At 53.9% G+C, this 24,100-nt stretch carries 21 protein-coding genes and 1 tRNA gene; 10 read left to right on the top strand and 12 right to left on the bottom strand.

Annotated features, from left to right (window positions below):
- Positions 1–561 precede the first annotated feature (561 nt).
- Positions 562–1,260 (bottom strand): endonuclease/exonuclease/phosphatase family protein, encoded by a 699-nt coding sequence (locus WG622_RS09940; RefSeq protein ID WP_339403452.1) that lies wholly within the window; start codon positions 1,258–1,260, stop codon positions 562–564.
- A gap of 39 nt (positions 1,261–1,299) precedes the next feature.
- On the opposite strand from WG622_RS09940, the gene WG622_RS09935 reads away from it, so the two are divergent.
- A complete protein-coding gene (locus WG622_RS09935; protein WP_339403451.1) occupies positions 1,300–1,935 on the top strand; it encodes a DUF2238 domain-containing protein in 636 nt (211 codons plus the stop codon).
- 254 nt (positions 1,936–2,189) lie between these two features.
- Here WG622_RS09935 and WG622_RS09930 read toward each other — a convergent pair whose 3' ends face one another.
- Together WG622_RS09930 and WG622_RS09925 are read right to left on the bottom strand one after the other, a co-directional pair.
- Entirely contained in the window at positions 2,190–3,149 is a 960-nt protein-coding gene (locus tag WG622_RS09930; protein WP_339403450.1) for a nuclear transport factor 2 family protein, read from the bottom strand.
- A complete protein-coding gene (locus tag WG622_RS09925) occupies positions 3,146–4,444 on the bottom strand; it encodes an FAD-dependent oxidoreductase (RefSeq protein WP_339403449.1) in 1,299 nt (432 codons plus the stop codon). Before WG622_RS09925 ends, WG622_RS09930 begins: the two co-directional genes overlap by 4 nt.
- A gap of 393 nt (positions 4,445–4,837) precedes the next feature.
- Between WG622_RS09925 and WG622_RS09920 the strand changes: the two genes are divergently transcribed.
- From WG622_RS09920 to WG622_RS09900, 5 genes are all read left to right on the top strand, one after another.
- Complete coding sequence (locus WG622_RS09920; protein WP_339403448.1) at positions 4,838–4,984, top strand: hypothetical protein; 147 nt, start codon at positions 4,838–4,840, stop codon at positions 4,982–4,984.
- 1 nt (position 4,985) lies between these two features.
- Positions 4,986–5,189 (top strand): hypothetical protein, encoded by a 204-nt coding sequence (locus WG622_RS09915; protein ID WP_339403447.1) that lies wholly within the window; start codon positions 4,986–4,988, stop codon positions 5,187–5,189.
- A 3-nt stretch (positions 5,190–5,192) separates the two neighbouring features.
- On the top strand, positions 5,193–6,458 hold the full coding sequence (locus tag WG622_RS09910) for a DUF6538 domain-containing protein (protein ID WP_339403446.1): 1,266 nt from the start codon (positions 5,193–5,195) through the stop codon (positions 6,456–6,458).
- On the top strand, positions 6,455–6,628 hold the full coding sequence (locus tag WG622_RS09905; protein ID WP_339403445.1) for a hypothetical protein: 174 nt from the start codon (positions 6,455–6,457) through the stop codon (positions 6,626–6,628). The genes WG622_RS09910 and WG622_RS09905 overlap by 4 nt, the downstream gene beginning before the upstream one ends.
- Before the next feature lie 211 nt (positions 6,629–6,839).
- Positions 6,840–8,081, top strand: coding sequence for a hypothetical protein (locus WG622_RS09900; RefSeq protein ID WP_339403444.1), 1,242 nt, complete (start codon positions 6,840–6,842; stop codon positions 8,079–8,081).
- A gap of 1,855 nt (positions 8,082–9,936) precedes the next feature.
- On the opposite strand, the gene WG622_RS09895 is transcribed toward WG622_RS09900, so the two are convergent.
- The 7 genes from WG622_RS09895 to WG622_RS09865 all read right to left on the bottom strand — a co-directional run bounded on the left by WG622_RS09895 (position 9,937) and on the right by WG622_RS09865 (position 16,866).
- Positions 9,937–11,382, bottom strand: a complete 1,446-nt coding sequence (locus WG622_RS09895) for a primase-helicase family protein (protein ID WP_339403443.1) — start codon at positions 11,380–11,382, stop codon at positions 9,937–9,939.
- A gap of 268 nt (positions 11,383–11,650) precedes the next feature.
- Complete coding sequence (locus WG622_RS09890; protein WP_339403442.1) at positions 11,651–13,570, bottom strand: PAS domain-containing sensor histidine kinase; 1,920 nt, start codon at positions 13,568–13,570, stop codon at positions 11,651–11,653.
- Positions 13,571–14,662: a type 1 periplasmic-binding domain-containing protein gene (locus tag WG622_RS09885; protein WP_339403441.1), complete on the bottom strand. Its 1,092-nt coding sequence runs from the start codon at positions 14,660–14,662 to the stop codon at positions 13,571–13,573.
- Positions 14,652–15,833 (bottom strand): ATP-binding response regulator, encoded by a 1,182-nt coding sequence (locus tag WG622_RS09880; RefSeq protein WP_339403440.1) that lies wholly within the window; start codon positions 15,831–15,833, stop codon positions 14,652–14,654. The genes WG622_RS09885 and WG622_RS09880 overlap by 11 nt, the downstream gene beginning before the upstream one ends.
- A gap of 49 nt (positions 15,834–15,882) precedes the next feature.
- Positions 15,883–16,092 (bottom strand): hypothetical protein, encoded by a 210-nt coding sequence (locus tag WG622_RS09875; RefSeq protein WP_339403439.1) that lies wholly within the window; start codon positions 16,090–16,092, stop codon positions 15,883–15,885.
- Between the two features lie 135 nt (positions 16,093–16,227).
- Positions 16,228–16,302, bottom strand: a tRNA-Gln gene (locus WG622_RS09870).
- A 105-nt stretch (positions 16,303–16,407) separates the two neighbouring features.
- Positions 16,408–16,866, bottom strand: a complete 459-nt coding sequence (locus WG622_RS09865; RefSeq protein WP_209357090.1) for a GatB/YqeY domain-containing protein — start codon at positions 16,864–16,866, stop codon at positions 16,408–16,410.
- 189 nt (positions 16,867–17,055) lie between these two features.
- Here WG622_RS09865 and carA point away from each other — a divergent pair, with 189 nt between their 5' ends.
- Both carA and WG622_RS09855 read left to right on the top strand, forming a co-directional pair.
- On the top strand, positions 17,056–18,216 hold the full coding sequence (carA, locus tag WG622_RS09860) for a glutamine-hydrolyzing carbamoyl-phosphate synthase small subunit (RefSeq protein ID WP_339403438.1): 1,161 nt from the start codon (positions 17,056–17,058) through the stop codon (positions 18,214–18,216).
- 83 nt (positions 18,217–18,299) lie between these two features.
- Entirely contained in the window at positions 18,300–20,198 is a 1,899-nt protein-coding gene (locus WG622_RS09855) for a glycosyltransferase (protein WP_339403437.1), read from the top strand.
- On the opposite strand, the gene WG622_RS09850 is transcribed toward WG622_RS09855, so the two are convergent.
- Entirely contained in the window at positions 20,181–20,819 is a 639-nt protein-coding gene (locus WG622_RS09850) for a GntR family transcriptional regulator (RefSeq protein WP_339403436.1), read from the bottom strand. The two genes, WG622_RS09855 and WG622_RS09850, sit on opposite strands and share 18 nt — an antisense overlap.
- A 96-nt stretch (positions 20,820–20,915) precedes the next feature.
- Between WG622_RS09850 and WG622_RS09845 the strand changes: the two genes are divergently transcribed.
- Together WG622_RS09845 and WG622_RS09840 are read left to right on the top strand one after the other, a co-directional pair.
- Positions 20,916–21,560 carry a pyrimidine 5'-nucleotidase gene (locus tag WG622_RS09845; RefSeq protein WP_339403435.1) on the top strand — a complete coding sequence of 215 codons (645 nt, stop codon included), beginning with the start codon at positions 20,916–20,918 and terminating at the stop codon, positions 21,558–21,560.
- 116 nt (positions 21,561–21,676) lie between these two features.
- Complete coding sequence (locus WG622_RS09840) at positions 21,677–22,876, top strand: UbiH/UbiF family hydroxylase (protein WP_339403434.1); 1,200 nt, start codon at positions 21,677–21,679, stop codon at positions 22,874–22,876.
- Positions 22,877–22,928: 52 nt separating this feature from the next.
- Here WG622_RS09840 and WG622_RS09835 read toward each other — a convergent pair whose 3' ends face one another.
- On the bottom strand, positions 22,929–24,053 hold the full coding sequence (locus WG622_RS09835) for an aminotransferase class V-fold PLP-dependent enzyme (RefSeq protein WP_339403433.1): 1,125 nt from the start codon (positions 24,051–24,053) through the stop codon (positions 22,929–22,931).
- Between the last annotated feature and the right edge of the window lie 47 nt (positions 24,054–24,100).

Below are 24,100 nucleotides of genomic sequence, written 5' to 3'. Positions count from 1 at the left end.
GAAATCTGCAAACTCGCACCGCAGGAGTCGCATACAGAGACTTGGGCCTGAAATATGCCCTTTTCATGCTCCGGCCCGCGTCTCTGCAGAAAACCCTGTCTGACAATCGCCCGAAATCACGAGACATTCGCGCGGCAACTATACAGCGTATCAAAATAAGGAAGTGTTTGGCTGGGGTGGTAGGATACCTTGCTTCTCGATACTTCCCTTCGGCTTTACCCGAGCACCTAGCAAACTGGGGCACTTTCGGGGGCATTTCTCAGGCTCGGTGACATGGGGCACTTCGACATCCCAGCCATACCTTAGGAGCCCTCTCTGGAGCTCTCTGGGGGTGCTGGGGGGGGCTTCTCTCGGAGGTGCTGTTGGGGAGCCTTAGGAGGTCTCTCTGGCCTTCTCTGCGGCCCTCTCTTAGGGCTCTCTGAAGGCCTCTCCCTGAGGTGCTGTCTGTGGCTCACTCCGTAGGTGGGTGTGTGCTCCCTCCTAATAGGTACCAGTAATGGGAGATGGGGGAGAGTTGGCTTCAATATGGCGGAAAAGAACTGAGTCTATGGTCGGTTTAGTTTAAACTCTGGTCACTTCGACCCACACGGGAAGATGATCCGATGCTATTCTCGCGGGTTGAGCGGTGTGAACATCTGTACCGAGTGCGGTTAAGTCAGGAGGCAGTGCGAAACGATCAAGCCTCGCAATTGGACGTAGCGAAGGAAAGCTAGCGGGAGACTTAATAAATGTAACGCCCTTGGCTATGGCATCGAGATCCTTACCACTTCCCCATTCGTTAAAATCGCCGGCCAATATGGTTGAAGTAGGAGAAAGCTGTTGCAAATATCGCAATATCGCTGCGACTTGTAATAACCGAAAGTAGCGAAGTAGCCCCAAGTGCAACCCTACAACGCGAACTTCACCTATCGCCGTCTTTACATCAGCAAAAATAGCGCCTCTGGGCTCGAGACCTGGAAGATCTATGTGCCCTAACTTCATAACTGTTACGGAGGCTGAAACCAGCATAGCATTGCCGTGCCAGCCTAGCGAGCCGCCAGGAGCACCAAACGAGAGTATGCGCCACCCATGTTCTTTGATCATTCTGTGTGGCAGAGCTGCCGGCCTGGGCGGCAACCGTTTATCCGCTTCTTGAAGCACGACGATATCGGCCTGTAGCGCATTGATTACCTGCAAGCTCCTATCAGGCCTACGTTGTAGATCCATGCCTATGCATTTCTGAAGGTTATAGGTTGCAATCCGCAGGCGAGGTATACTCATTGCACCAATTTCACCACAGCCAGCAGGAGTTGTCACCTTATGTTTGCCAACCAACCAATCCTAGCAAGACTGATCTGGCTTGGACTTGCCGTTCTAACAGTCATTGCGGCTATTCTCGCCCGCTGGCAATTTGCCTTTGTGACAATGGCCACTTTGCTGTTGTCGCTGGCTCCGGTGGTTATTTCGAAGTGGGCAGACATCAAGGTGCCAGACAGCTTTGTTGTTGGGGTTGTTTTGTTCACAGGCGGAACTCTCTTTTTGGGGGAAGTCTTTGATTTCTATGAACGATATTGGTGGTGGGACGTGGCTATGCACGGTAGTTCTGCAGTAGCTCTCGGCCTGACCGGCTTTCTTTTGATTTTTATGATGTTTCAAGGCGATCGGTTCGCAGCTCCTGCTTTTGGCGTTGCAGCCTTTTCATTTTGCTTCGCGGTGACAATTGGAGTTGGTTGGGAAGTGTTTGAGTTCACCATGGATCAACTGCTTGGTTTGAACATGCAAAAATCTGGTCTTGATGACACAATGAGTGATCTGATCGTTGACGCTTTAGGTGCGGCTGTCGGCGCAACTGCAGGCTATCTTTATTTGCATGGCGTTGAGCGTGGCGGCCTTACAGGATTGATAGATGAATTTGTCCGCCGCAACCCGCGGTTTTTCAAGCGGTGGCGTAAGTAATCTGAGTGCTAAATTCTTTGCGTTATTGGACCAGGTGTTTGTCGTGGTCGTCAATCTTCGTTAGCCTCCGTGATGTGTTGTGGGAGGGTAGAAAAGAAGTATCTATGAAAAGGCGGGTGCAGCGAATAGCGGCAGTGAGTCCAGAGTTCCGTTTGCTGCACAGAGTGCAAACGGCATGCGATGATAGAAAGCTGACGTGCGCGATAGTCTGTGCAACCTCCGGCGGAAAATAGTCCAAGTACGGCGAATACGGCCTAAGCATGCTGCGTTTGCAACAGAATTTGCTTCCAGATCGCGATTTCATCGAACAATGTGAATTCGCGGCGAATGCCCCAAGGGCCAAACTCAACATGGCTGACACCCATAATATGAATGGGGGCACCGGTTGGCGAGCCGAACCGTCCCCAGCCTTCGTGCGTGCCTGTAAGAGACCACCTGATCGCACTGCGCGGGGACATCATCGGATCAACGCGGCCTATTTGATGTTCAACCGTGAAGTTCGCACTGGGAAAGGCACTACGAAGACCAAGCCAGAATTCAGTCGCCGCCTCATGACCATAGTTTTCTTGCCGACAAGGGAACGAGACATGGCAGGCTCTGTCGTAGTGCTTCGGGATAACTGAGAAATCTGCTGCCATGATGCTGCGCAGCACGTCCGCGTGTCTCTCACCCCATTCATTCGTGTTGCCACGACCATTGTAAGGTCCTTCAATATCCGTGTCTGGCGTGAGCGGCATTTTGGTGTCGCCCGCAAGAATAGCGGCATGTGCGGCTTCCCTTGGGCTTTGACCAAGTTGAACAGCAATTGCAGCATTATCGCGGATCAGCCACTCATCCCAGACGCGGTTGTCCTTGCAAAAGGTGTCCGCGATTGTGCGAAAGGTGCATGTGATGCCAGTGGCCGGCCCAAATGCGCCACCCTGGTGGGTGGCAGTAGATAGGATGCGGTGGGATGAAAGGAACCCTGTATCTTCATCACCGCTCCATATCACGTCTTCCCCTAAGAGTTGCCTGTCTGGGAACTCCGCCAGCGTAGCTATGGTGTTAGCCTTGCCCGCCGCATTACCCCGGCTGATCCCCGCGGGTGTGCGCACCAGAAGATTGTCGCCATAGTGCCAATCCAGCTCCGAAATCCCTCGCCCTTCCCAGATCATGCGCGTGCACTTCAAGATATAGTCCGGGAGGTCGGTGTATTGCGGGTCAAATCCTTTCAATTGGCTGGCCCCAACCGATTGATGCCTTGTTTCGCGAGCTCCGCTACTAAAAGATTGGTGTCCACCTCTTGCACCGGGCACGCCTTTTCCAAGGCAAGCGCCGCAGCCGTGCCCGTCGCTTGACCCATCGCCATGCACTGTGGCATCCCACGAACCGAAGCGAAGGCTGTGGCATCCGCCGATATGATGCGCCCAGCGAACATCAGGTTTTCAACGGCTTCGGGGATCAAAGCGCGAAACGGTAGGGTGTAGTAACTGCCCTTCTCAATCGCCGCGTCATGAGTCATGCCCCCATCACTGCGCATGACGTCATCAATGGGATTGTCGCAGCTTACGATGCCATCTGGAAACTTGGTGGCCCGCGCAAGATCAGCACCCGTCACTCGGATGACGCCTTGCAGTTTACGCGTTTCCCGCACGCCCACGGTGGGCGAAAGCATGGACATATGCGCGGTCTCAAAGCCGGGAACGTCCGATTGGAGGAAACGCGCCAGTTGCAGGCAACGTCTGCGACCTTCTTGCGTGGCTTGACCAACGGCCACTGGGTCGGTCCCGTCAACACCGCGGACATGTACAGAATTGCAAAAGACGGTTCCGTGATGAAACGCTTTCATCAGATAGAGCTTCGCCAGATCGGGGTGCAGCCGGTCCTCGTCAATGCCTCTGGCCGCATATTCTGTGAAATACGGATCAGGGTGGGCAAAGGCCGCGTCCCAATCCACACCGATCATGTGGAACGAAATGGTCACCGCCATCATGTTTCCACTCTCATCGCCTAGGACGTAAGGCACGCCCGCCTTGGCTGAAATGTCACCATCGCCAGAGCAATCGATGACCATCTTCGGTACAACCTCAAACGTGCCATTTCGGTCAAAACAGCGAACCGCATTGATCCGAGGTCCCTCCATTTGCGGCTCAACTGCCGTTGCATTCAGACGGACTTGCACTCCGGCTTCTTCCAGCATCTCGAACATCGTCAATGTCGCGATGTCGTGGTCGTAGATGATTTCCGGGCCGAAATTTTCGAGGGTGCAGGAGCGTTTTTCTGCTGCAGGTGGGGTCATTGCCTCAAGGCGCGCGGTCAGCTCTTCCAATATACCACCGATGATCTGATCCACAGGATAACCCCCGCCCCAAGGCATTCCTGGGCAAAAGGCCATTACACCGCCGATCTTGCTAGTTGCTTCCATTAGCGTGACGTTCAAGCCTTGGCGACCTGCCGCAATGGCCGCGCCGAACCCTGCTGTTCCCCCGCCAATGACGAGCACGTCCACTGTTTCAATCCGTTCAATCAATCCTCTTCGGTCCCTCGTCACAAAAAGCGCGTTTCAAAACCTGCTAGAGCATGAATTCGACCAATTTTGCAACTGATGCAATCACAAAACCCCGTAGCCAGGCTTGCAGAGAATGTTGATACGGAGCCAGTAGCAGCTTTGCTTCTGCAAGCGGAACTTAACTTTGGCCGATCCAATGTCCGCTTCATCCGCATCAAAGCCATTCAACAAAAAACAACGAAGGTCCCCGCCCGAGCTTTCGCCCGCTCTGCAAAAAACCGCGCAAAACCAAGCATCTGAATAAAGAGAACTCTTAGAGGAGATATTCAGATGTTCAGCTCTTTCACGCTGTGGTGCGTGTTGGGGGTCAGCTTGAGGCTGGCCCTTTTTCTTTTCCTTCGGTGGAAGTGGGGCGTGAGGCCACTCATCCCCAACGGACTGTCCTACTGCATTGTCCTGCTGGCGATGATGCCTTCGTGGATGCAGCCAGTACCGCTCCCGGTGCCGATGTCTCTGGCACTTGGCTTCGTCCTGCCGGACCTCTTGCTGGCGAGATCCTAACATGGACCTCCATCCCGGAGACCATGTGGTCATCAGGGCCTTCGACGATATCCCAGAACACCTCTTCCTCGTGGATGAGGTCTATGACGACTGCGTTGGTGGCTACTCTTTAACTGGCCCGCTCGAAGGTGAGTACGGCGAGCCAGACTTCGACATGATCTTGCGAAAGATCACTTCCCCCATTTTTAAACCGAAAGGAACCTGACAGATGTCAGCACAGATCCGCTATGCCTATCTGAAAGGTCAGACATGGCTCTACCGCCGCAACTACCCCAAGGATGTTGCTGCCCTCCTGGGCCAGAAAGCCCTCAAGCAATCCCTGAAGACCGGAGACCTGAAGCTTGCTCGGAAACGAGCGGCAGAGGTCAACACCCAGTACGAGAAGACTGTCGAGGAGGCCCTCTCTGGCGCTCTCTTGCTGCCTTCCTCCTCTGGATGGTCCCGCCATTCCGAAGAGGCTCTTGCTCGTCTCCGTGACAGTCTGCAGCACTCTGAGCAAGCGGGCTTCGTGAAGAAGATCGCGAAGAACACCACGGTGGAGAGTGCCTCTCGCCGTTATCTACACCGACGTATCCGAGAACTCCGGCCCGGTGGCTTTAAGAGTGTGCGCTACTCGGTGGAGCTCTTTGCCTCCAAGCACGGAGAGAAGAAGCTCTCAGAGCTGGTGAAGGAGGATGGGAAGGAGTTCCTGTCCCTCATCTCTAAGCTCAGTGCCAACATCGGGAAGTCCCAGACTACGCGGGGTCTCTCCTTGGATGCAGCCGTCACGTGGTCGATGGGACGCAGAGATCACATCTCGGGGCGCACCCAGAGGCGTATCTGGGCGCAGGTAAACCAGTGGCTCACGTGGTGTGTCTATGAGGACCTGCTGGAGGCCAATCCCTTTGCGCATGTTCGTTTCGAAGCCAAGATCCGTCCTCAGCCCTACGCTGTGCCAACGGATGACGAGGTGAAGAAGCTCCTGAATGCAAGGGAGCATGTCATTGCTGACGTGATGAAGCTCTGTCTCTTCTCTGGGATGCGAGCAGGTGAAGCAGCGGGTCTCCTTGGGGAGGACATCGTGGACAAGGGGCCAGCAGGGTTCTTCTTCCATCTTCGTCCCAACCACTTGCGTCTTCTGAAGACCGAGGCAGCAGAGCGGTGGGTCCCGGTGCATCCTGAGCTTCTGGCATTGTTGAAAAGAAAGCCAGTGCAGGGACCGCTCTTTCCTGACCTCACAGTGAACGACATCACTAAGCGCTTTGCTCTTCTTCGGAAAAGGCTGAAGATCGAGAGGCCCGGTCTGGTGTTCCACAGCACCCGTAAGTGGTTCATCACCCAGTGTGAGCGGACTGGAGCTCCGGAGCACTTCACCGCCAGCATCGTGGGGCACTCAGCGGCTCGCTCAGAGAACGGTATCACCTACTCGCTCTACTCCGCAGGCATCTCTGACCAGCAAAAGCGAGACTTGGTGGATCGGGTCACGGCACCATGATCCCTGATATCGAAGCCTTTGAGGAACGCGCTGCCATTGCTGAGTTTGATGGTGGCTTGTCCCGAAAGCGCGCTGAGGATGTCGCGGCTCAGGGACAGGGCTTTCCAACACGGCAGGACTACTGGGCTTGGCTGGCTGAGTATGTGCTCACCGAGAGGCTACCACCATGATCTTCACTCCGTCCGGGCTAAAGCTCGGGCGGGGGACCTTCTCTGTTTTTTTGCTAAATGACATGAAGTTAGGGAAGCGCGAACCTTTAACGCTTGCATGATCTTCTTAAAGAGGTCGCTGATATTTGTTCACACTCTACTGTTATTGAATATCAATGGGCAATTTCTCATTCTGTCGAAAGGATGAGAAATTTGCACTCCGGAGGACACAATGCATCGCGATATCACTAAGCGCCATTCCTTACTCAGTCTTACAAGGGTAGCATTTTGCAGCGCTATATTCTGCTCTTCGTCTGCGCTTTCAGCTAACGCCGACAGTCTAGGTGCGTTCGTGACATCTGATGGTTGGGTAGTCAGTTCAGATCGTGGCTTCAATGAATGTGGAACGGTTTCTTCGCCTAGGTATGGGTCTGCCAGCGAAATAATTCATGACCCTTCTCACAACCTGAGTCTGTTTAAATTTAGTGTTAGAAACGCCGTCGCTTTAAGACCAGAATTGAGAGTAGCAGAAGGCGAGCGTCTATCAGTTATTTTCCAGAACCAAAGTGGGGCTGGTTTAACGGTTCGAAACAGGCGTGTGGCATCGACAACGGGCGCGCAAGGTGATGCAAGTTACTTCAGAATCCCACACGCTCGGGAAAATCGAAACCTAACTCAGTTTGTGTTGAGCTCTGATGCGGCCCTAGTTGGTGTTGTTTCTGGCTGGGAAGACAACCGGGAAACAGCACGTGTAGCGAAGGCAGGCTACATAGCTTTACTATTGGCATCTCACGGTCACGATTTCAGTGTAAACAGTACAGCAAATCGGATCCAAGAAAGCCTAGTCAATATAGAATGTGGACCCGAAACTGGAGACGAACTTGGGTTCAACGAGTTTACTTTAAGCGCGTTCGGGGCGGAAACATGGGCTCGCGCTTTCACGCAGCTGTACCAAGAAGCTTGGTCTTCTCCCAACTCGGCAGCTTTGAGCTTTGTTGACCAAGTGTACGGGGATCGGGTTCGGTATTTCGGCAAAAACCTCAGTAGAGCTGCGATTGCAGATGACAAAGTGAGTTTTGCAAACCGATGGAACTACCGTTCCTATTCGCTCCGTGAAGAGGAACTTTCGATAACATGTGGTTCGGCGCGTTGTACAATTGAGGGTGTAAATGACTACTTCACGTTCGGTAGTGAAATTAATCGCAAGAGCAGTGGAATCGCGCAATTCTCGTTCGACTTAGATCTTCGAACTCTGAGAATTTCCCGAGAAGATAGCTCAGTCATTAGTCGCACTGGGGCTGATCCAGAAGGGATGTTTCTTGATTGGGCGCAATCAACAAGAAATTGCGCAACGGGCAGCGATTTGGCCTGTGAACGTTCAGAGTATCTTGAGGTTGTTATGAACGCATTCGGGTACTGTGTTTCAAGCTCACGGCCACGCGGTAGGTTGAATGAAATTATCGAGTGTGCATAAGGCGAAAGGTTTGTTGATGAAAAGACGGCGCTGCAAAAGGTCGGGGGTCCTGCTTGGTCACGAATTCTTGACTTTGCAGGCTGATAACAAACTCGCCGGGAGGCCAGCTTGCTGAGCCAGTAAAGCACAATCAGTCGCTACAATCGTGTTGCTTCCAATACGTTTTCCACTTCACGACGAGTCCACTTTTTATCATGGCACAGCTGATGTCACCTCCTCTTGGCGAGACACACCAAGCACCTGTGCGGTCACGCCCAGCTCTTCCAACGGAAATGCACTGCATAGTTGGCCCATGCACAATAATATGCCCGTGTTTCGATTTACGGCCAGTTGGTGTGCCTACTAAACTCACCAAATGGTCACGCGCCATTTCCCAAGTTGCATCCAGTCCGGGACACGGGTGGCCTTCTTTGCAGGTCCCGTCGGTTTCTCGAGCATTGATACCAGAAACGCGAACCTTCGGTCCTTCGCTGCACCACACTGGTCCGTCTCCGTCCCAAACGTGTGTTGGAGTACAATCGAAACTCTGCCCTTTGGGTACGACTGGAGCTTTTGCGAATGCGAGGGAGGCTACGATAGATAGAAGCACTGAAATAAATATGATTTTCATTCGAGCGACCTGTAACTGCTCACTGAGCGATTATGTTAAACTATTTCTTGGATAGCGTCACCTTAGCAAAGTTTTCCAATTGGACACTTAGCGCCTCCCATTAACACTTCGTTAGCACTTCCTTCCTACCCTCGCACCGTACATAACGGAGGTTGGATATAGTGGACGAGCACGATAAACTGATGAACATCCTGATGGAGTACGTACTTCGCTACGGCCTTACAGATAGTGCAAGGAAGTATTTTCTTTCCCAGCAACCCATTACTTGTACCCATTTCCCCGAGAAGGAACGCAATGCCTAAGTTCCATTACTGATACATTCTGTCCTTCTGTATTTCTTCTTCTTCCCTCCCCCATCTCCCATTACTGGTACTTATTTATAGCCCAACCCCTACGTAGCAGGCGACTGTCCCAGAACGCCATTGACTGCTTGCTCTTTTCCTCCCCACTTCTTCTTTCTTCTCCCCTATCTCCCATTACTGGTACCTATTAGGAGGGAGTTGAAGCCACAGGGAGAAACCCTAAGGGAAGGCCAGAGAGACCTCCTTACGCAGCACAGATCCTCCCCCAGACAATGACTCAGAAAGAAGCCCCCAGCACCCCCAGAGAGGGCCAGAGAGGCCCCCTAGGGTATGGCTGGGATGTCGAAGTGCCCCATGTCACCGAGCCTAAGAAATGCCCCCTAAAATGCCCCAGTTTGCTAGGTGCTTGGGTAAAGCCGAAGAACGGTATCGAGAAGCAAGGTATCCTACCACCCCAGCCATCTTCCTTTCTTGAGTGTTTACTAGGTGCCGTCAGGCCTTAGAGACCCAGAATGCCCCCGAAAATGCCCCTGTTCGGGTGTGGCGGGTGTGCTCTTTGTTAATGCGGCCGCGCCTCACTCACGAGGTAGCAAGGCGTGATCCACTCCGTAGGCCGCTCTGGTCCAATCGTCATGCTTGTTGTCCCGGCGATCCCCCCGCGTGAGGTGGTGTGGGTTGATGCAGGTGCGGTTATGGCACCGATGGCGCACCACGATACCCCACGGTAACGCCACGCCTTCCGCCACACAGTAAATGAACCGATAGGCCTCCAGCTGCATCCCTCGGAACCGGACTTTGCGCGGCTCCTGAGTGGGTGTGGGGAGACATCCAGTAACCGGATCCTGCTCGACCTCGGCAAGGAGTGAGTTGGCCCTCGCAAGGGCCTCCTCGTAGTGGTTATCAAGCACGTCCTGCATCCAGGCTTCGTTCTTTTCTCGGTACATCAGTAAATGTCCTCTTCCGAGATGGCGACTTCGAAGACTTGGTTGCGCCCCATGATCTGATCGTGGGTCCGTTCGTCCTCGTTAATGAGAAGCTCACTCGTACTATCGGGATGGATCAACTTCCCACCAGCAGCAGTGAACCCTGGACGCACCCAGACAGATCGGCGGTAGTCTCGACCACCGTACTTCACTTCAGCTTTCTTCCAGCCCAACTCAGTCATCGAGTGGCGTAGCGCGTTCACGTTCCCGCGCAGCTCGCCGGTGATATACTCACTCAGCTGCTTCTGCGGGATCCAGTTCAGCTCGTTCTCGTCCAGATACTCCTGAAGGATCTCGTTGGAGGTGCGTGCACCATTGCCGAAGATCAACTCCATGGCGGGTGTCATCAGCTCAGCAACATTGAAGGCCTTTCCTGAGAAGCCCTCTGGAAGCTCTCGCTGCATCAGATAGGCGTAGGCCTCTGCAAGGTGGGCATCGTGCTCCAGGTAAGCGTAGAGGTTCCCTACGAGCTCTCCGAACTCTGCCGACCTCGTACCACCAGCACGCCCGTCATGTTCGATCCCAACAACCCAATACCGACGGTCGTTTTCTTCGATCCAGAGAGGCAGGTGATTGGAGGTGAACATCGCAGCGAAGCACTGTTCGATCCGTTGCAGCTCGCGTCCCTTCGCTTCGGCACTCGCATCAGTCTCGGTCATGAAGGTCTTCAGCGCATTTGCTGCCTTGGCGCCGGGTCGGATGTCGAGCTCCTCCGAGATCACCAGCTTGGACAGCAAGACCTGAAGGTTGAACTGCCCGGTCAGCTTATCGACGTTGTTCTGGCGGATGGAGTTGCCCTTGCCGAACAACGCTCGAGCAATGTCGCACAGCGTGCTTTTGCCGGTACCTTTGCTTTTCGAGTAAAGCAACGGACCCCACGTGGGCTTCTCATCCTCATTCTGGAGGCACCATGCAAGCCAGTTCAGGAAGATATCCTTTTCTCGCTCGGTGTCGAAGATGAAGTCGAGGAAGTCACCGATCGTCCCGAGGGCACCTTCAGCAACCTCGACGCTGCGGTAGACCGGCTCGGTCCAGGTGTTGATGGTCACCATACCCTGCTTCCAGCTGAACCGATCCCGTTGCCCTGGAAGGCACTGGACTTTTCCGTTCCAAGTTGGGACTGCGAGCGTTCGGTCGAAGGTTTTCTTGGTCAGAGCGGTCTCGAAGACCTCTCGAAGGAGTTCTTCCGAAAGTGGGATCTCTGGATAGTCTTCCTGGAAGCGGAAGGTCGATGCTGCCTGCACGTCGTCCCGAGAGTACTTGTTCTTGGGATCACTGGCATCGTAATACTTGCCATCGAGGCGGACATACCAGCTCGACATTGCTCGGGCGAGCCTGTGGACGTCCTCTTCGTTAATGGCGGCATTGGCCCGTCGATCATTGATCTGAATGTTATGATTTTGCATAAAATTTCTTTCTTAAAATGGTTGCTTGAAATCCCCAGTTTTACGTTTGTCGAAAGAGTGAAAAAGCGACCTGTTTAGGTGTCGAAAAATGCCGAAATTTTCAGTCGCGAAATCCCTTACGATTACCGGGGAAGGGTCCCCTGTAAAAAGCCCCTATTTTTAAGGGTTTTCGAAAGTGCAAAATCTGGGGCTTTTTCGGCCACTCCCCACGCCCACTCAGGAGCCGCGCAAGGTACGGTTCCAGTTCAGGAAAGCTGTGGGATTGCCGTTATGCAACCTCATTCTGAGTTGATACGACGTCCAAGTTCGCCGCAAACCTAATTTCAAACTTCGCCCCATTTTGGGAGTTATTGACGGCCAGCTTGCCGGACATGTCTTCGATTATCCCATAGCTGATAGACAATCCCAAACCTGTACCTTTTCCAGCTTCCTTGGTCGTAAAAAATGGCTCAAAGATCTTTGGCAAGACTTCTTCATCTATCCCACCTGCGTTGTCTTCGATAGAAATAGCAATATGCTGGTCCACTCGTGCAGCCTCTACTTTTATCCAGGGGTTCTGGACCTGTCGTTTTTCCAGTTCAAACTTGGCATTTGAAAGTAGGTTAAGGATGACCTGCTCGAACAAGATTGCATGACCACAAATTAAAAGATTGCTTTCAATCCTCAGACTGAGATCAATCGATGCAAGCTTTAGTTGGGGCGCAAGCAAGTTGGCTGCGCGATTGATACAATTACCCATTTCAAAAACTTGGGCTGGGTCGTCTGCGCGCCTTCCAAAGATGCGCATGTGGTCAATGATGTTAGATGCTCTTTCTACCTGATTTGCGACCCTATCGATTAGTGTGCTGGCCTTTTCTGGATTGTACTTGTTAGGTTTAAGAGTGTTCCGAAGAGAGGCTAACGTGATGTTCATGGCGTTGAGGGGTTGGTTCAATTCGTGCGCCATCCCGGTTGCCATTTCTCCCAAGTTTGCAAGCTTTGATGCTTGAATCGCTTCAGCTTGTAACGCATTTCTCTGGGTTAAATCCTGTGCAATACAGAAAATCTCGCCTTTGTTCCGGCTCGATTGTAGCTGGCTGGTCAAACTGCAGAGAACTGGGATACGACGTCCGTCATTTGCCACCAAGTAGCTTTCCCACGCGTCTAAGTCGGCATCTTGCGAAAGCGCAATCAGCCGTGTTTCGAATTCACTCAAACATTCGTCACACAGAATGTCTTTCAGAAACATTCCCTCGTTCACGCGATCGATATCTATTTTTGTGAGTTCAATCGCTTTTCTATTCCAAACTGTAATTCGCTGAGTCATATCGAAGGCGAAAATGGGGCTGTTGGCGCCATCAATGATGTTTTGCACATCATTATTTAGTCGCTCGTACTCCAACTTTGAAAGCTCTAGGGCTCTCTTTTGGTCTTGAAATTCTATCGCGACCAGCCCCAAATCACTCAATTCGTCCCAGCTTTTAAAAAAGTCTTTGTTGAGGGTTGCAGTCTCGCCCAAGAGAACCGAATGCAAGTTCTCGGTTCTAAGACTGAACCTTCTCATAAGTCCCCAGATTGACAGAAACATTAGCAATGAAATTGGAAATGGGACAAAGAGATTCAAGAAGCTGAATCTAACTCGCGTTGCCTGCAAATCACTAGAATTTTTCAGCAGTTTCGTTTCAACTTGAGCCCTGTATTCAGTCGCTAAATCCGCAAGTTGTTTCGTGCTTTTTTGCAAAGAGTTGCCAACTAGCGTTTTGTCAGCAAACGACGTGCCTGTGATGCCGGAGCCATTTAGTTGCCTAACTTTAGAGGCAAATATTTGTTTTGCTTCCTGTGCGAGTGCCTGACTCAAACGATTTAAGGCAAGAACGTCGCTGTAGCCGCCTTGGACCGACAGCTTAGCCGTGAGCTCTTCCAGCTCCTTCACTACTCGCGTGAACTCTAAATAAAGTGTGTCTAGGTCGCTTTGCTTGTCCGTATATCGCAAGTTTTTCGCAAGGGCGGAAATCCGGATACTGGCGTGTTCAAGATCGTATGCGGTTTCAACCAGTGGCAGCTGAGTTTGGTAGAAATTTTCGGCAAAATCCGAAAAGCGCGAGAAATTCAATTGAACAAGCAAGGAGGTAGAGATCAGCGCCACGAAGCCGATCGCCACGACAACAATGACGCGTTCTTTCAGCGCAAAGCGTTTGCTGAACGACACTTATTTAGCCACCCAGCTGTCGCTGAATAATGCCCTATACCCGTTCGAGGGATCAAAACGCCAATCTACGCCACCGTCCTCTTTGGAATTGACTTTCGTTACCAATTTCGTCGGAGCCACGAACAGCTGTGTGTTCAAGCCCTGCATCTTCCGGTTAAGCTCATAGGCCAATTGCCAACCCTGAAAGTTTAGTGGTTCCGGAACGGTTGCGGATTGAAAAAGATCACTCTCGATACGTTGATAAGCAGATGCACTACCATCGCCTGCCGATACGTTAACCAAATCCCCAATGGCACGGTCCTCGGAAAGACTGAGCGGTAAGAATGCGCCATCGAAATACAAATCGTTGATGCCCAAGCTGACATTCCAAAGATCCCCATATGTATCTTGCAAGCGCGAAACAACGTCAGGCATTACTTCGGAGGTTTGGTCTAGGCGGACATCTACAACTTCCAGAAGTTGACATGTCGCGCATAGGTAAATTATCCGAGCCATCTCATTTGATTTTTCCAGAGCGATTTCGAAACGGCTGTCCGTGAATATGACCGCACCTGCTCTACGATTGGTGGCGACAATTGCATAACTTGTTGCAACTTGTGCGACTTGCAAAGGATTTGTTGTAATGTTGTTGAATACAGGTGTTCCGTGAATTTGACCGGGATAGGCCGAAGCGTGCCATCCTATGATCTTAGTTCCTTCTCCCGAAATCACGTTCAGGGGGCCTAAGTGGTCTGTTGCGTTGAAGCCCCCCAAAACCAACCCATCTGGAGCAAGCCGTGCGATGCGGTCCAACGCCTCTTCGATTTTGGATTGATCTCCTCGGGCGTCAATGATTTCCAAAGACCAATCGAGTTTCGAAACAGCTTCCTTCAGCCCCTCCGCAACTGAGAGGATTCCCGAATTTTGCAGGTTCGCTGCTAGATAAACCACGTGCTTCTTTGACAGAGCCGCTGCGTCTTCTACCGGGAAATTCCAACTCGACGCTGGCCTCAAAGCCTCTGCAACAATTGCCTCATGATTAATTGCCTCAGATGCAAGTGATGGCAGTGCAAAGAAACACGCGGCAATACTTGATAAAGTCCTAAAGGGCATCTTGCTGGCTCTCCTTCATCAAAGGTTGGGGATTTTCCGGCAGCAGCTCGTGCTTTGGTAGTTCCAAGCTGACCGCTGTCCCATTGTTGACACTGGAGGCAACGCGTAAGTTTCCAGCCTGTCTTTCCATACATTTCCTAGCGAATGGCAATCCGAGGCCAAGCCCTTCGGCTACGCCGTTTTTTGACAAGTCCGACTTGGAAAACGGGCGTAAAGCTCTTTCGATTTGATCTGATGACATGCCCGGACCTTCATCCGTAACTCTAATCTCCAAACCATTTTCGCGCTCTCTGGCTTCCACAACGATCTTTCCGCCAGGCTCGGTTACATTAAGGCTATTGAGGATGATTTGCTCTAAGGCGTTCATCGTTGAATATGGGTCAAGACGCCACAACTTGAGACCAATATGATCAATGATTTCAATGTGTTTTTGTTTTGCGGCGTCGCGAACCGACTTGCGTTCGGTTACGCTGACCATCATTCTTTCGGCGTGTGCGGCTTTAAGCTCAGGCGGATTTCCTTCGCTCATGGAAAGGGTTCCAATTGCCAAATTTGTTTTTGACAGTAGTTCGTTTCCAGCTTCGAAAATATACTCTGCCACTGACATGACAGCCTCTCTTTCGAATTTGATTTGCTCGTCAAGGAGCAACGAAGAGAATCCAATCACTGCATTCAAAGGCGTACGCATTTCATGCGCCACCAATCGCAGAGTATTGGATAATTCGTTGTCACTGGTCTCGTTCAAATCGCCTTCGTGTTCGGAGGTTTTTGAACGCGATTTGCTGAGCATTTGGCGAAGCAAATCAACGAGATAATCAAGCTGTATCGGCTTATCTAAAAACTCACTTACACTGAGGCGCAAAGCCTCCTGAACCTCTTTTTTTGTCGCATTCCCAGAAGCGATGATAACGGGCGTCTCGCTCGTTGGGTTCGGTAAATCCCGAAGCTTCGACACAAGCTGAAGCCCAGACATTTTCGGCATTTTAATGTCAGTGACAAGGGCGGAGCAGTCCCCACCTTCTGAAATGTATTCTAGCACGTCTTCCGGCCTTGCGAATGGGCGACAAACTAGCCCTTCGTCAACAAGTGCATCAGACAGTGCGACTAGTGTGTCTTCGTCATCTTCTACAAGTACAATTGTACTCAGTTCGATAGGGAGGGAGTTTTTCATTGGCAGAGATTGTTCGTTGGCGATGTAGTCTGGGCGACAAGCACCCCTTTTACGTGTGATACGGGATACGAGATCTGAGCACTGCACGCGCTTGGATATCCTCTGGTACAAACGGATAGCCAATAACTCGTTTGAATGCTGCGGACATGCGGTGGTTCAACAAACGCGCACCTGCATCAACCCACACCACCTCACGCGGGGGGATCGCCGGGACAACAAGCATGACGATTGGACCAGAGCGGCCTATGGGGTGGATCACGCCTTGCTACCTCGTGAGTGAGGCGCGGCCGCATTAACAAAGAGCACACCCGCCACACCCGAACTGGGGCATTTTCGGGGGCATTCTGGGCCTCAATAGCCTGGCCGCACCTAGCAAACACTCAAGAAAGGAAGATGGCTGGGGTGGTAGGATTCGAACCTACGGTACACTGTACCAAAAACAGTTGCCTTACCACTTGGCTACACCCCAACGGTGAGCGGCTGAATACGATGTGATCTGCCAAGGCGCAAGACCTGAATCGTGAAAATTTCGAGCCGACAGAGATTTTTTTCTATGGCTCGAAATTCAGTCCGCTCAAAGCTGGTTCAGACGCTCTTTCACCATCGGTCCCGCTTTCGCGAAATCGATCTGGCCGGTGTATTTGGATTTCAATGCGCCCATGATCTTGCCCATGTCGCGGATCGAGCTCGCGCCGACTGCCGAGATCGCAGTGTCGATGGCGGACACCACTTCGGTTTCCTCCAGCTGACGCGGTAGGAATTCTTCGATCACTTTGATCTCTTCGAATTCACGCTCTGCCAAATCCAGACGACCACCCTCTTCATAGGTGCGCGCGCTTTCCTGGCGCTGCTTCACCATCTTGGCGAGGATTTTAAGGATGTCATCGTCGCTGGCTCCTTCTTCGCGGCCTTCGCCACGCAAAGAGATGTCCATGTCTTTAATCGCTGCATTGATCAGACGCAGGGTCGACAAGCGCTCTTTGGCCTTGTCGCGCATGGCTTGCTTCAAAGCCTCATTGATCGTGTCACGCATGTTTGCCCACCTTTTGATGCGTCTCAGATACGAAGCTTGAACCATAGAAGAAAGCAAAGGTCTGTGCAACTTGTGAAGAAAAAAGCTAAGTTGTTGTATTTTAACACTTTCTACTTTCACCCCAGACCTTGACGCCCGGTGGGTTCAATCTTAGTTTCCCGACAATTTGTCAGCCCGGAGACTCGCCTCATGACCCTTGCGTCCACTTCAGCACCGACTGCCTGCCTTGCTATGGCCGATGGAACCCTGTTTTACGGACGCGGATTTGGCGCAACCGGCGAGACGGTGGCGGAACTGTGTTTCAACACAGCGATGACCGGCTACCAAGAGATCATGACCGACCCATCCTATGCGGGCCAGATCGTGACTTTCACCTTCCCGCACATCGGCAACACAGGCGTGACCCCTGAGGATGACGAAACCGCTGATCCGGTCGCCGCGGGCATGGTGGTCAAATGGGATCCAACAGAGCCATCCAACTGGCGCTCCACCGGGCATCTGTCGGACTGGCTGGCGTCTCGTGGCCGCATAGCCATCGGAGGCGTCGACACCCGCCGCCTGACCCGCGCGATCCGTCAGGCTGGCGCACCGCATGTGGCGATTGCACATGATCCTGAGGGCAAGTTTGACACCGACGCTCTTGTCGCCAAAGCCCGCGAGTTCGTGGGCCTTGAAGGCCTCGATCTGGCCAAAGAGGTCACCTGCGTGCAGAGCTATAAGTGGGACGAAATGCGGTGGGCCTGGCCTGAGGGCTACAAGCGTCAGGAAAACGCACGTCACAAGGTTGTCGCCATCGATTTTGGTGCGAAACGCAACATCCTGCGGTCTCTGGCGTCAGCGGGCTGCGATGTGACTGTCCTGCCAGCTACAGCAACCGCTGAGGAAATCCTCGCGCATAGCCCGGACGGTGTTTTCCTGTCCAACGGCCCTGGCGACCCTGCGGCAACAGGCGAATATGCCGTGCCCATGATCCAGGAAATCCTGAAAGCGGACCTGCCGGTCTTTGGCATCTGCTTGGGCCACCAGATGCTGGCTCTGGCGCTTGGCGGTCAAACCATCAAAATGAACCACGGCCACCATGGCGCGAACCACCCGGTCAAGGATCACGAAACCGGCAAGGTCGAAATCACCTCGATGAACCACGGTTTCGCAGTCGACAGCGCCACCCTGCCCGATCATGTCATGGAAACGCATACGTCCCTCTTTGATGGGTCCAACTGTGGTATCCGCATCAAAGACAAGCCCGTCTATTCCGTGCAGCATCACCCAGAGGCAAGCCCGGGCCCGCAGGACAGCTTCTATCTGTTTGAGCGTTTCGCAGCCTATATGGACGAGGCAAAAGCGGCCTGACCCGCGCGAATTCTCGTAAAACTTTAAGCATTCGGTAATTTTTCGCCTCCAGAGTAACGTCAGCACTCTGGAGGCGAAGTTTTATGGGCTATCAAAACGCAGCCCTCTCGGACCTGACACAACGCGCACAGGACGATCCGCATCTTGGCGCTGGTCGGCGATTGCTTGAGGCGGGGCACATAAGCTCTCTACAGTTCATCTACGCGAAACAACGCCTCAAGGTCTGGGACACCAGCTTAACGGACGTTCTGATCTCCAATAGGTGGATCACAGAAACCCAGGCTCTGGAGGCTTTGGCGGCAGAGCTTCAGACCCAGGTGATCGACCTTGGACAAGCGCCACCGGACCCACGCCTCAAACAATTTCTGCGACCCGAGATGTGCCTGAAACACGCAGCAGTGCCATGGATTGAGACGCCGGGGCAGCTGATCCTGGCCACAAGTCGGCCCGAGGAGTTTGAGCGCCTTCGCCCCCATTTGCCCGCCAATATCCGCCTGCCCAAAATGGTTTTGGCCAAGGAACGCGACATCCAGCATGTGGTGGCCCAGATGCACGGAACCTCTCTGACGCGAGCCTGTGAGACGCGTTTGGCAATAGAGCTAAGCTGCCGAGGCTGGGCGCAGACACTCTGGCTTCGTTTGGCCTGTGTCGCGACGCTTTGCTTGGCGATGACTGCTTTGTTCTACATTGCCCCAGAGTTCAGTATCAGCCTGTTGGTTCTGTTGACCATGGGTTTTCTCTTGATTGGTGTTGCGATGAAATGCGTGGCTTTGGCCGCCAGCAGACAGGCCACGCCCGCACTTGAGAAAAAGGCACAAAAACGCTCTGGCCGCCTGCCCAGAATCTCTGTTCTGGTGCCGCTTTTCAAAGAAACCGAGATCGCGGGTGCCCTGATCCACAGGCTCCGCGCGCTCACCTATCCGCGGGCACTTTTGGATGTCGTGCTGGTGCTCGAAGAAAAAGACCTGCTTACACAGGACACGCTTGCACGCACGACTTTGCCGCAGTGGATGCGCGTTGTGACAGTGCCTCAGGGTAGCGGGCTTACCACCAAACCCCGCGCCATGAACTATGCCCTGGATTTCTGCCGAGGCGACATCATCGGCATCTGGGACGCCGAAGACGCGCCGGACCCACGCCAGCTAGAAACCATCGCCGCGCATTTTGCCAATGCCGCACCAGATGTGGCCTGTGTGCAGGGGGTTCTGGACTATTATAATCCCGACACCAACTGGATCTCACGTTGCTTTACGCTCGAATATTCCATGTGGTTTCGAATTATCCTGCGCGGCATGGCCCGCATTGGCGTGCCGATCCCACTCGGTGGTACAACGCTTTTTATGCGCCGAGATGTCTTGGAACGTATTGGCCGATGGGACGCGCATAACGTCACCGAAGACGCGGACCTCGGCATCCGTCTGGCGCGATTTGGGTATCGCACCGAACTGTCCCTCACCGTCACCCAAGAAGAAGCCACCTACCGCTTTCGGTCCTGGGTTCGACAAAGGTCGCGGTGGCTCAAGGGCTATATGATCACCTATCTGGTGCATATGAAACGCCCGGGTCTGCTGCTGCAATCCCTTGGGCCCGGGCGGTTCATCGGGCTCAATGTCATCCTTCTCGCGGCCCTTATGCAGTTCCTGCTTGCGCCAGTTCTGTGGTGTTTCTGGCTCTTGGCCTTTGGACTTTCAGAGCCGCTCGGTCTCGCAGATTTGTCGCCGCATCTTATAGGGGCCTCAATGGTGACCCTTGGGGCCGCAACCCTCATTGATTTCACGATCGCAGGCCTCTCGATGCGGGGACAAAACAGGCGAGGCCTGATCCCTTGGGTCACCTGCTTTGTGATCTATTTCCCAATGGCGACGATTGCGGCCTATAAGGCCCTATTTGAGCTGATCTTTCTGCCATTTTTCTGGGATAAAACCACCCACGGGCAAACTGCCGAAGGCCAGACAGCGGGGTATTCAGCTGTCAGCACTTAGTTTGATGCGTGTTTCAAATGCCTCGGAGATATGGCTTTTGAGCGCTTGGTAGGCGCCATCCTCGTCACGGTTTGCAATAGCCTCAACTATTGCAGCATGTTCTTGCAAGGCCACAACGCCCCGCCCTTCGACGGCCAAAGACGTGGTCGCCATGAGCGCCATCGTGCGGTGCACCAGATCCAGTTGCTGCACCAGATAACGGTTGTGGGACGCCAGATGGATCATTTTGTGAAACCGCCGGTTCGCGCGAGACAGAGCCGTAGGATCGTCGACAATTGCTTTGTCTTCTTCGACCATGTCGCGCAGCACTTTAACCTCTTCGACCGCCGCATGGCGCGCAGCCAGCCGCGCCGCAAGACCTTCGAGTTCGGTACGCACCAGATAAAGCTCTGAAAGCTGGTTGTGATCTAGGGATGCGACAATCAAGCTCCGCCCATCGCGTGCCAGCAAGGATTGCGTTTCCAACCGTTGCAACGCCTCACGGATTGGCGTGCGCGAGACCCCAAAGCGCTCTGCCAGATCGCTTTCAACCAAACGATCCCCTGGCTTATATTCGCCATGATCAATCGCCTCCAAAATCAGCGAATAGGCGTCCCGGGTTTGCCCGCGGTTTTGGCTCATGGTGTCACTCCTCAGAATGCGACAGACTATGCATCCCCTTGATTAACTTGCAAGGGACAGATTGACTTCGCACCCAAGCCTCCTAGGGTCTCGCACATGCCAAAACACGCTTTCTCTCATGTGACCACCTGGGTCTTTGATCTGGACCACACGCTTTACCCGCCCGAAATGAGGCTTTTCGATCAGATCGAAGACCGCATGACCCGCTATGTCATGCGCGAAGTCGGCGTAGACCAAGCCGAAGCCGACCGGCTTCGCGCCACCTACTGGCGCGACTATGGCACCACGCTTGCTGGCCTCATGCGTGTGCACGACATTGATCCTGATCCTTATCTGCACGAAGTCCACGATATCGATTTCTCCGTGCTCGATCCCGATCCACAGCTGGCCGACATGATCGCAGATTTACCGGGACGCAAGATCGTCTACACCAATGGCTCAGCCCCCTATGCGCGCAACGTTCTTGCAGCGCGCGGGCTCAGCGCCCCTTTTGAAAAGATCTATGGCATTGAACACGCTGGATACTTTCCGAAACCGGAACGCATCGCCTTTGAAACTGTTTTTGCCAAAGACGGGCTGGACCCCACGAAAGCTGCCATGTTCGAGGACGATCATCGCAACCTGAAGGTTCCACACGACATGGGCCTAAAAACCGTACTCGTCGCACCAGACGCCAAAAACGAGCCGCACCTCCAGCACCACACAAACGACCTCGGCGCGTTCCTAAGCCAGCTTCTCTGACCCGCATTCATCTTGCCCGAAATACTCAAATCCTTCGCGGGCCGCTCGCGCAGCGGCAAGTTGCCCCTTTCCCGCCTCGCGCAACAGGCCTAAATGTCAGGCAAAGAGGAGTGCCCATGAGCGTGCAGCATTTCGATATCGTGATCTCGGGCGGGGGCATCGCTGGCCTGACCGCAGCAGCCGCTTTGGCGCAAGCGGGTTTCACCGTGCAATGTCTGGATCCGATGCCCCCGATCACGGACCGCGAGACCAAGGGCGCGGATATGCGCACCACGGCATTCCTGCAGCCTGCACAGGCATTGCTCGAGCGCGCCGGGCTCTGGTCGCGGCTCGAGAACCACGCCGCTGCGCTTCAGGTCATGCGGATTGTGGACGCGGGGGGCGAAACGCCCAAAGCGCGGATCGTCAAAGAATTCAATGCATCCGAAATTTCGGAGAAGCCGTTTGGCTGGAACCTGCCCAACTGGCTCTTGCGCCGCGAAATAGTGACGCATCTTCAAACCTTGCCCAATGTGGATCTGCGTCTGGGCACAGGCACCAAAGCACTGTTCACCCGAGCCGCCCAAGCCCGCGTGACCCTCAGCGATGACAGCGTCAGCACCTGCAAACTTGTGATCGCCGCCGATGGGCGAGGCTCTCCGATGCGCGAGGCGGCCGGTATTCCAGTGCGCACCACGCGCTATGGCCAGAAAGCCCTGGCCCTCGCGGTGACCCACCCGATCCCACATGAAAATGTCTCAACCGAGATCCATCGCACTGGTGGACCATTTACTCTAGTGCCGCTTCCAGACCGCGACGGCCAGCCCTGCTCCGCCCTTGTGTGGATGGAACGTAGTGCCAAAGCACAAGCACTGTTTAATCTAGAGGACAAAGCCTTCGAAGACGCGATGACGACCCGCAGCGCGGGGCTTTACGGCCCGCTGAAACTCGCCTCGCAACGCACGATCTGGCCGATCATCAGCCAAGTCGCCTCTCGCATGTCTGGTGAACGCATCGCTCTGATCGCAGAGGCTGCACATGTGGTGCCGCCGATTGGGGCGCAGGGGCTGAATATGTCCTTGGCGGATCTTGGCGCTCTGTTGGATCTGGCACAGGCCTCTCCGGATGCCCTCGGAAGTCGCGACATGCTGGACACCTATCATCGGAAACGCCATGGCGACATCAGTCTGCGGGTGCGCGGCATCGATATGCTGAACCGCGCCTCGATGGTTGAAGCTCCGCTTTTACGCGACGCGCGTGCTATGGGGCTTAATGCGCTTTACGGGCTGGCCCCGGTGCGCAAGACCCTCATGCAAATGGGTCTTGGTGTGCGGTAAGACGGTTTGCATGGCAAACCGTCTGATGAGTATTTTTGGCAAGATGAAAGCCCTAGAGCACCTGATCCAAGGCCGCCTTTAGTCGCGCCACGATGGCGTCCACATCATAGAGCTTGTCCAGACCAAAGAGCCCAAGCCGGAAGGTCATGAAGCCCTCTGGCTCGTCACAGGCCAATGGCACGCCCGCCGCGATCTGCATGCCTAAAGCGCTGAATTTGCTTCCGTTTTGGATGGCTGGGTCGCCAGTGTAGCTGACCACGACTCCCGGTGCTCCGAACCCTTCGGCGGCGACAGAGGTCACGCCCTTGCCCTTGAGCATAGCGCGCACCTGATTGCCCAGTTCCCATTGGGCCTCGCGCAATTTTTCAAAGCCGTAGTCCCGCGTCTCTAGCATTGTATCGCGGAAGGCTTTCAGCGCATCGGTCGGCATGGTGGCGTGATAGGCGTGGCCGCCGTTCTCATAGGCCTGCATGATGGCGTGCCATTTTTTGAGATCGATGGCGAAACTGTCGCTTTCGGTCTGATCCAGCCGCGCCAAAGCGCGTTCGCCCATCATCACAAGACCAGCCGACGGAGACGCTGACCACCCCTTTTGCGGTGCAGAGATCAGCACATCAACATCGGTCGCCTTCATGTCGACCCAAGCGCAACCAGAGGCGATACAGTCGAGCACCATCAAGGCACCAACCTCATGGGCCGCGGCGGCCATGGCCGTTACGTAGTCATCGGGCAGGATCACACCTGCGGAGGTTTCCACATGCGGGGCAAAGACCACATCCGGCTGCTGCTCGTGGATCTTGGCCACCACATCTTCGATCGGCGCAGGTGCGAAAGGTTCGGTGGCGCCATTGCCGGTCTGACGCGCTTTCATCACCGTGCTTTCAGCGGCAAATCCTGCGGATTCAAAAATCTGGCTCCAACGGTAGGAGAACCAGCCGTTGCGCACCACGAGGGTCTTGGCATCACGGGCGAACTGGCGGGCGACGGCCTCCATGCCGTAGGTGCCACCGCCGGGGATCAGGGCCACCGCGTCGGCATTATAGACCTCTTTGAGCATCCCCGAGATGTCGCGCATGACCTGCTGAAAGCTCGCGGACATGTGGTTGAGTGACCGGTCTGTGAAGACCACGGAAAATTCGTCCAAGCCGTCGGGATCAATCGTGTTCAACAATGCCATAGGTTCCTCCGAAATCATCTACCTAGTTATAGTGGCGGCCAAACTCC

The sequence above is a fragment of the Cognatishimia coralii genome (genome assembly GCF_037478305.1).
In the GTDB taxonomy this organism is placed as follows: Bacteria; Pseudomonadota; Alphaproteobacteria; order Rhodobacterales; family Rhodobacteraceae; genus Cognatishimia; species Cognatishimia coralii.
This window is presented reverse-complemented; position numbering and strand designations above follow the sequence as displayed.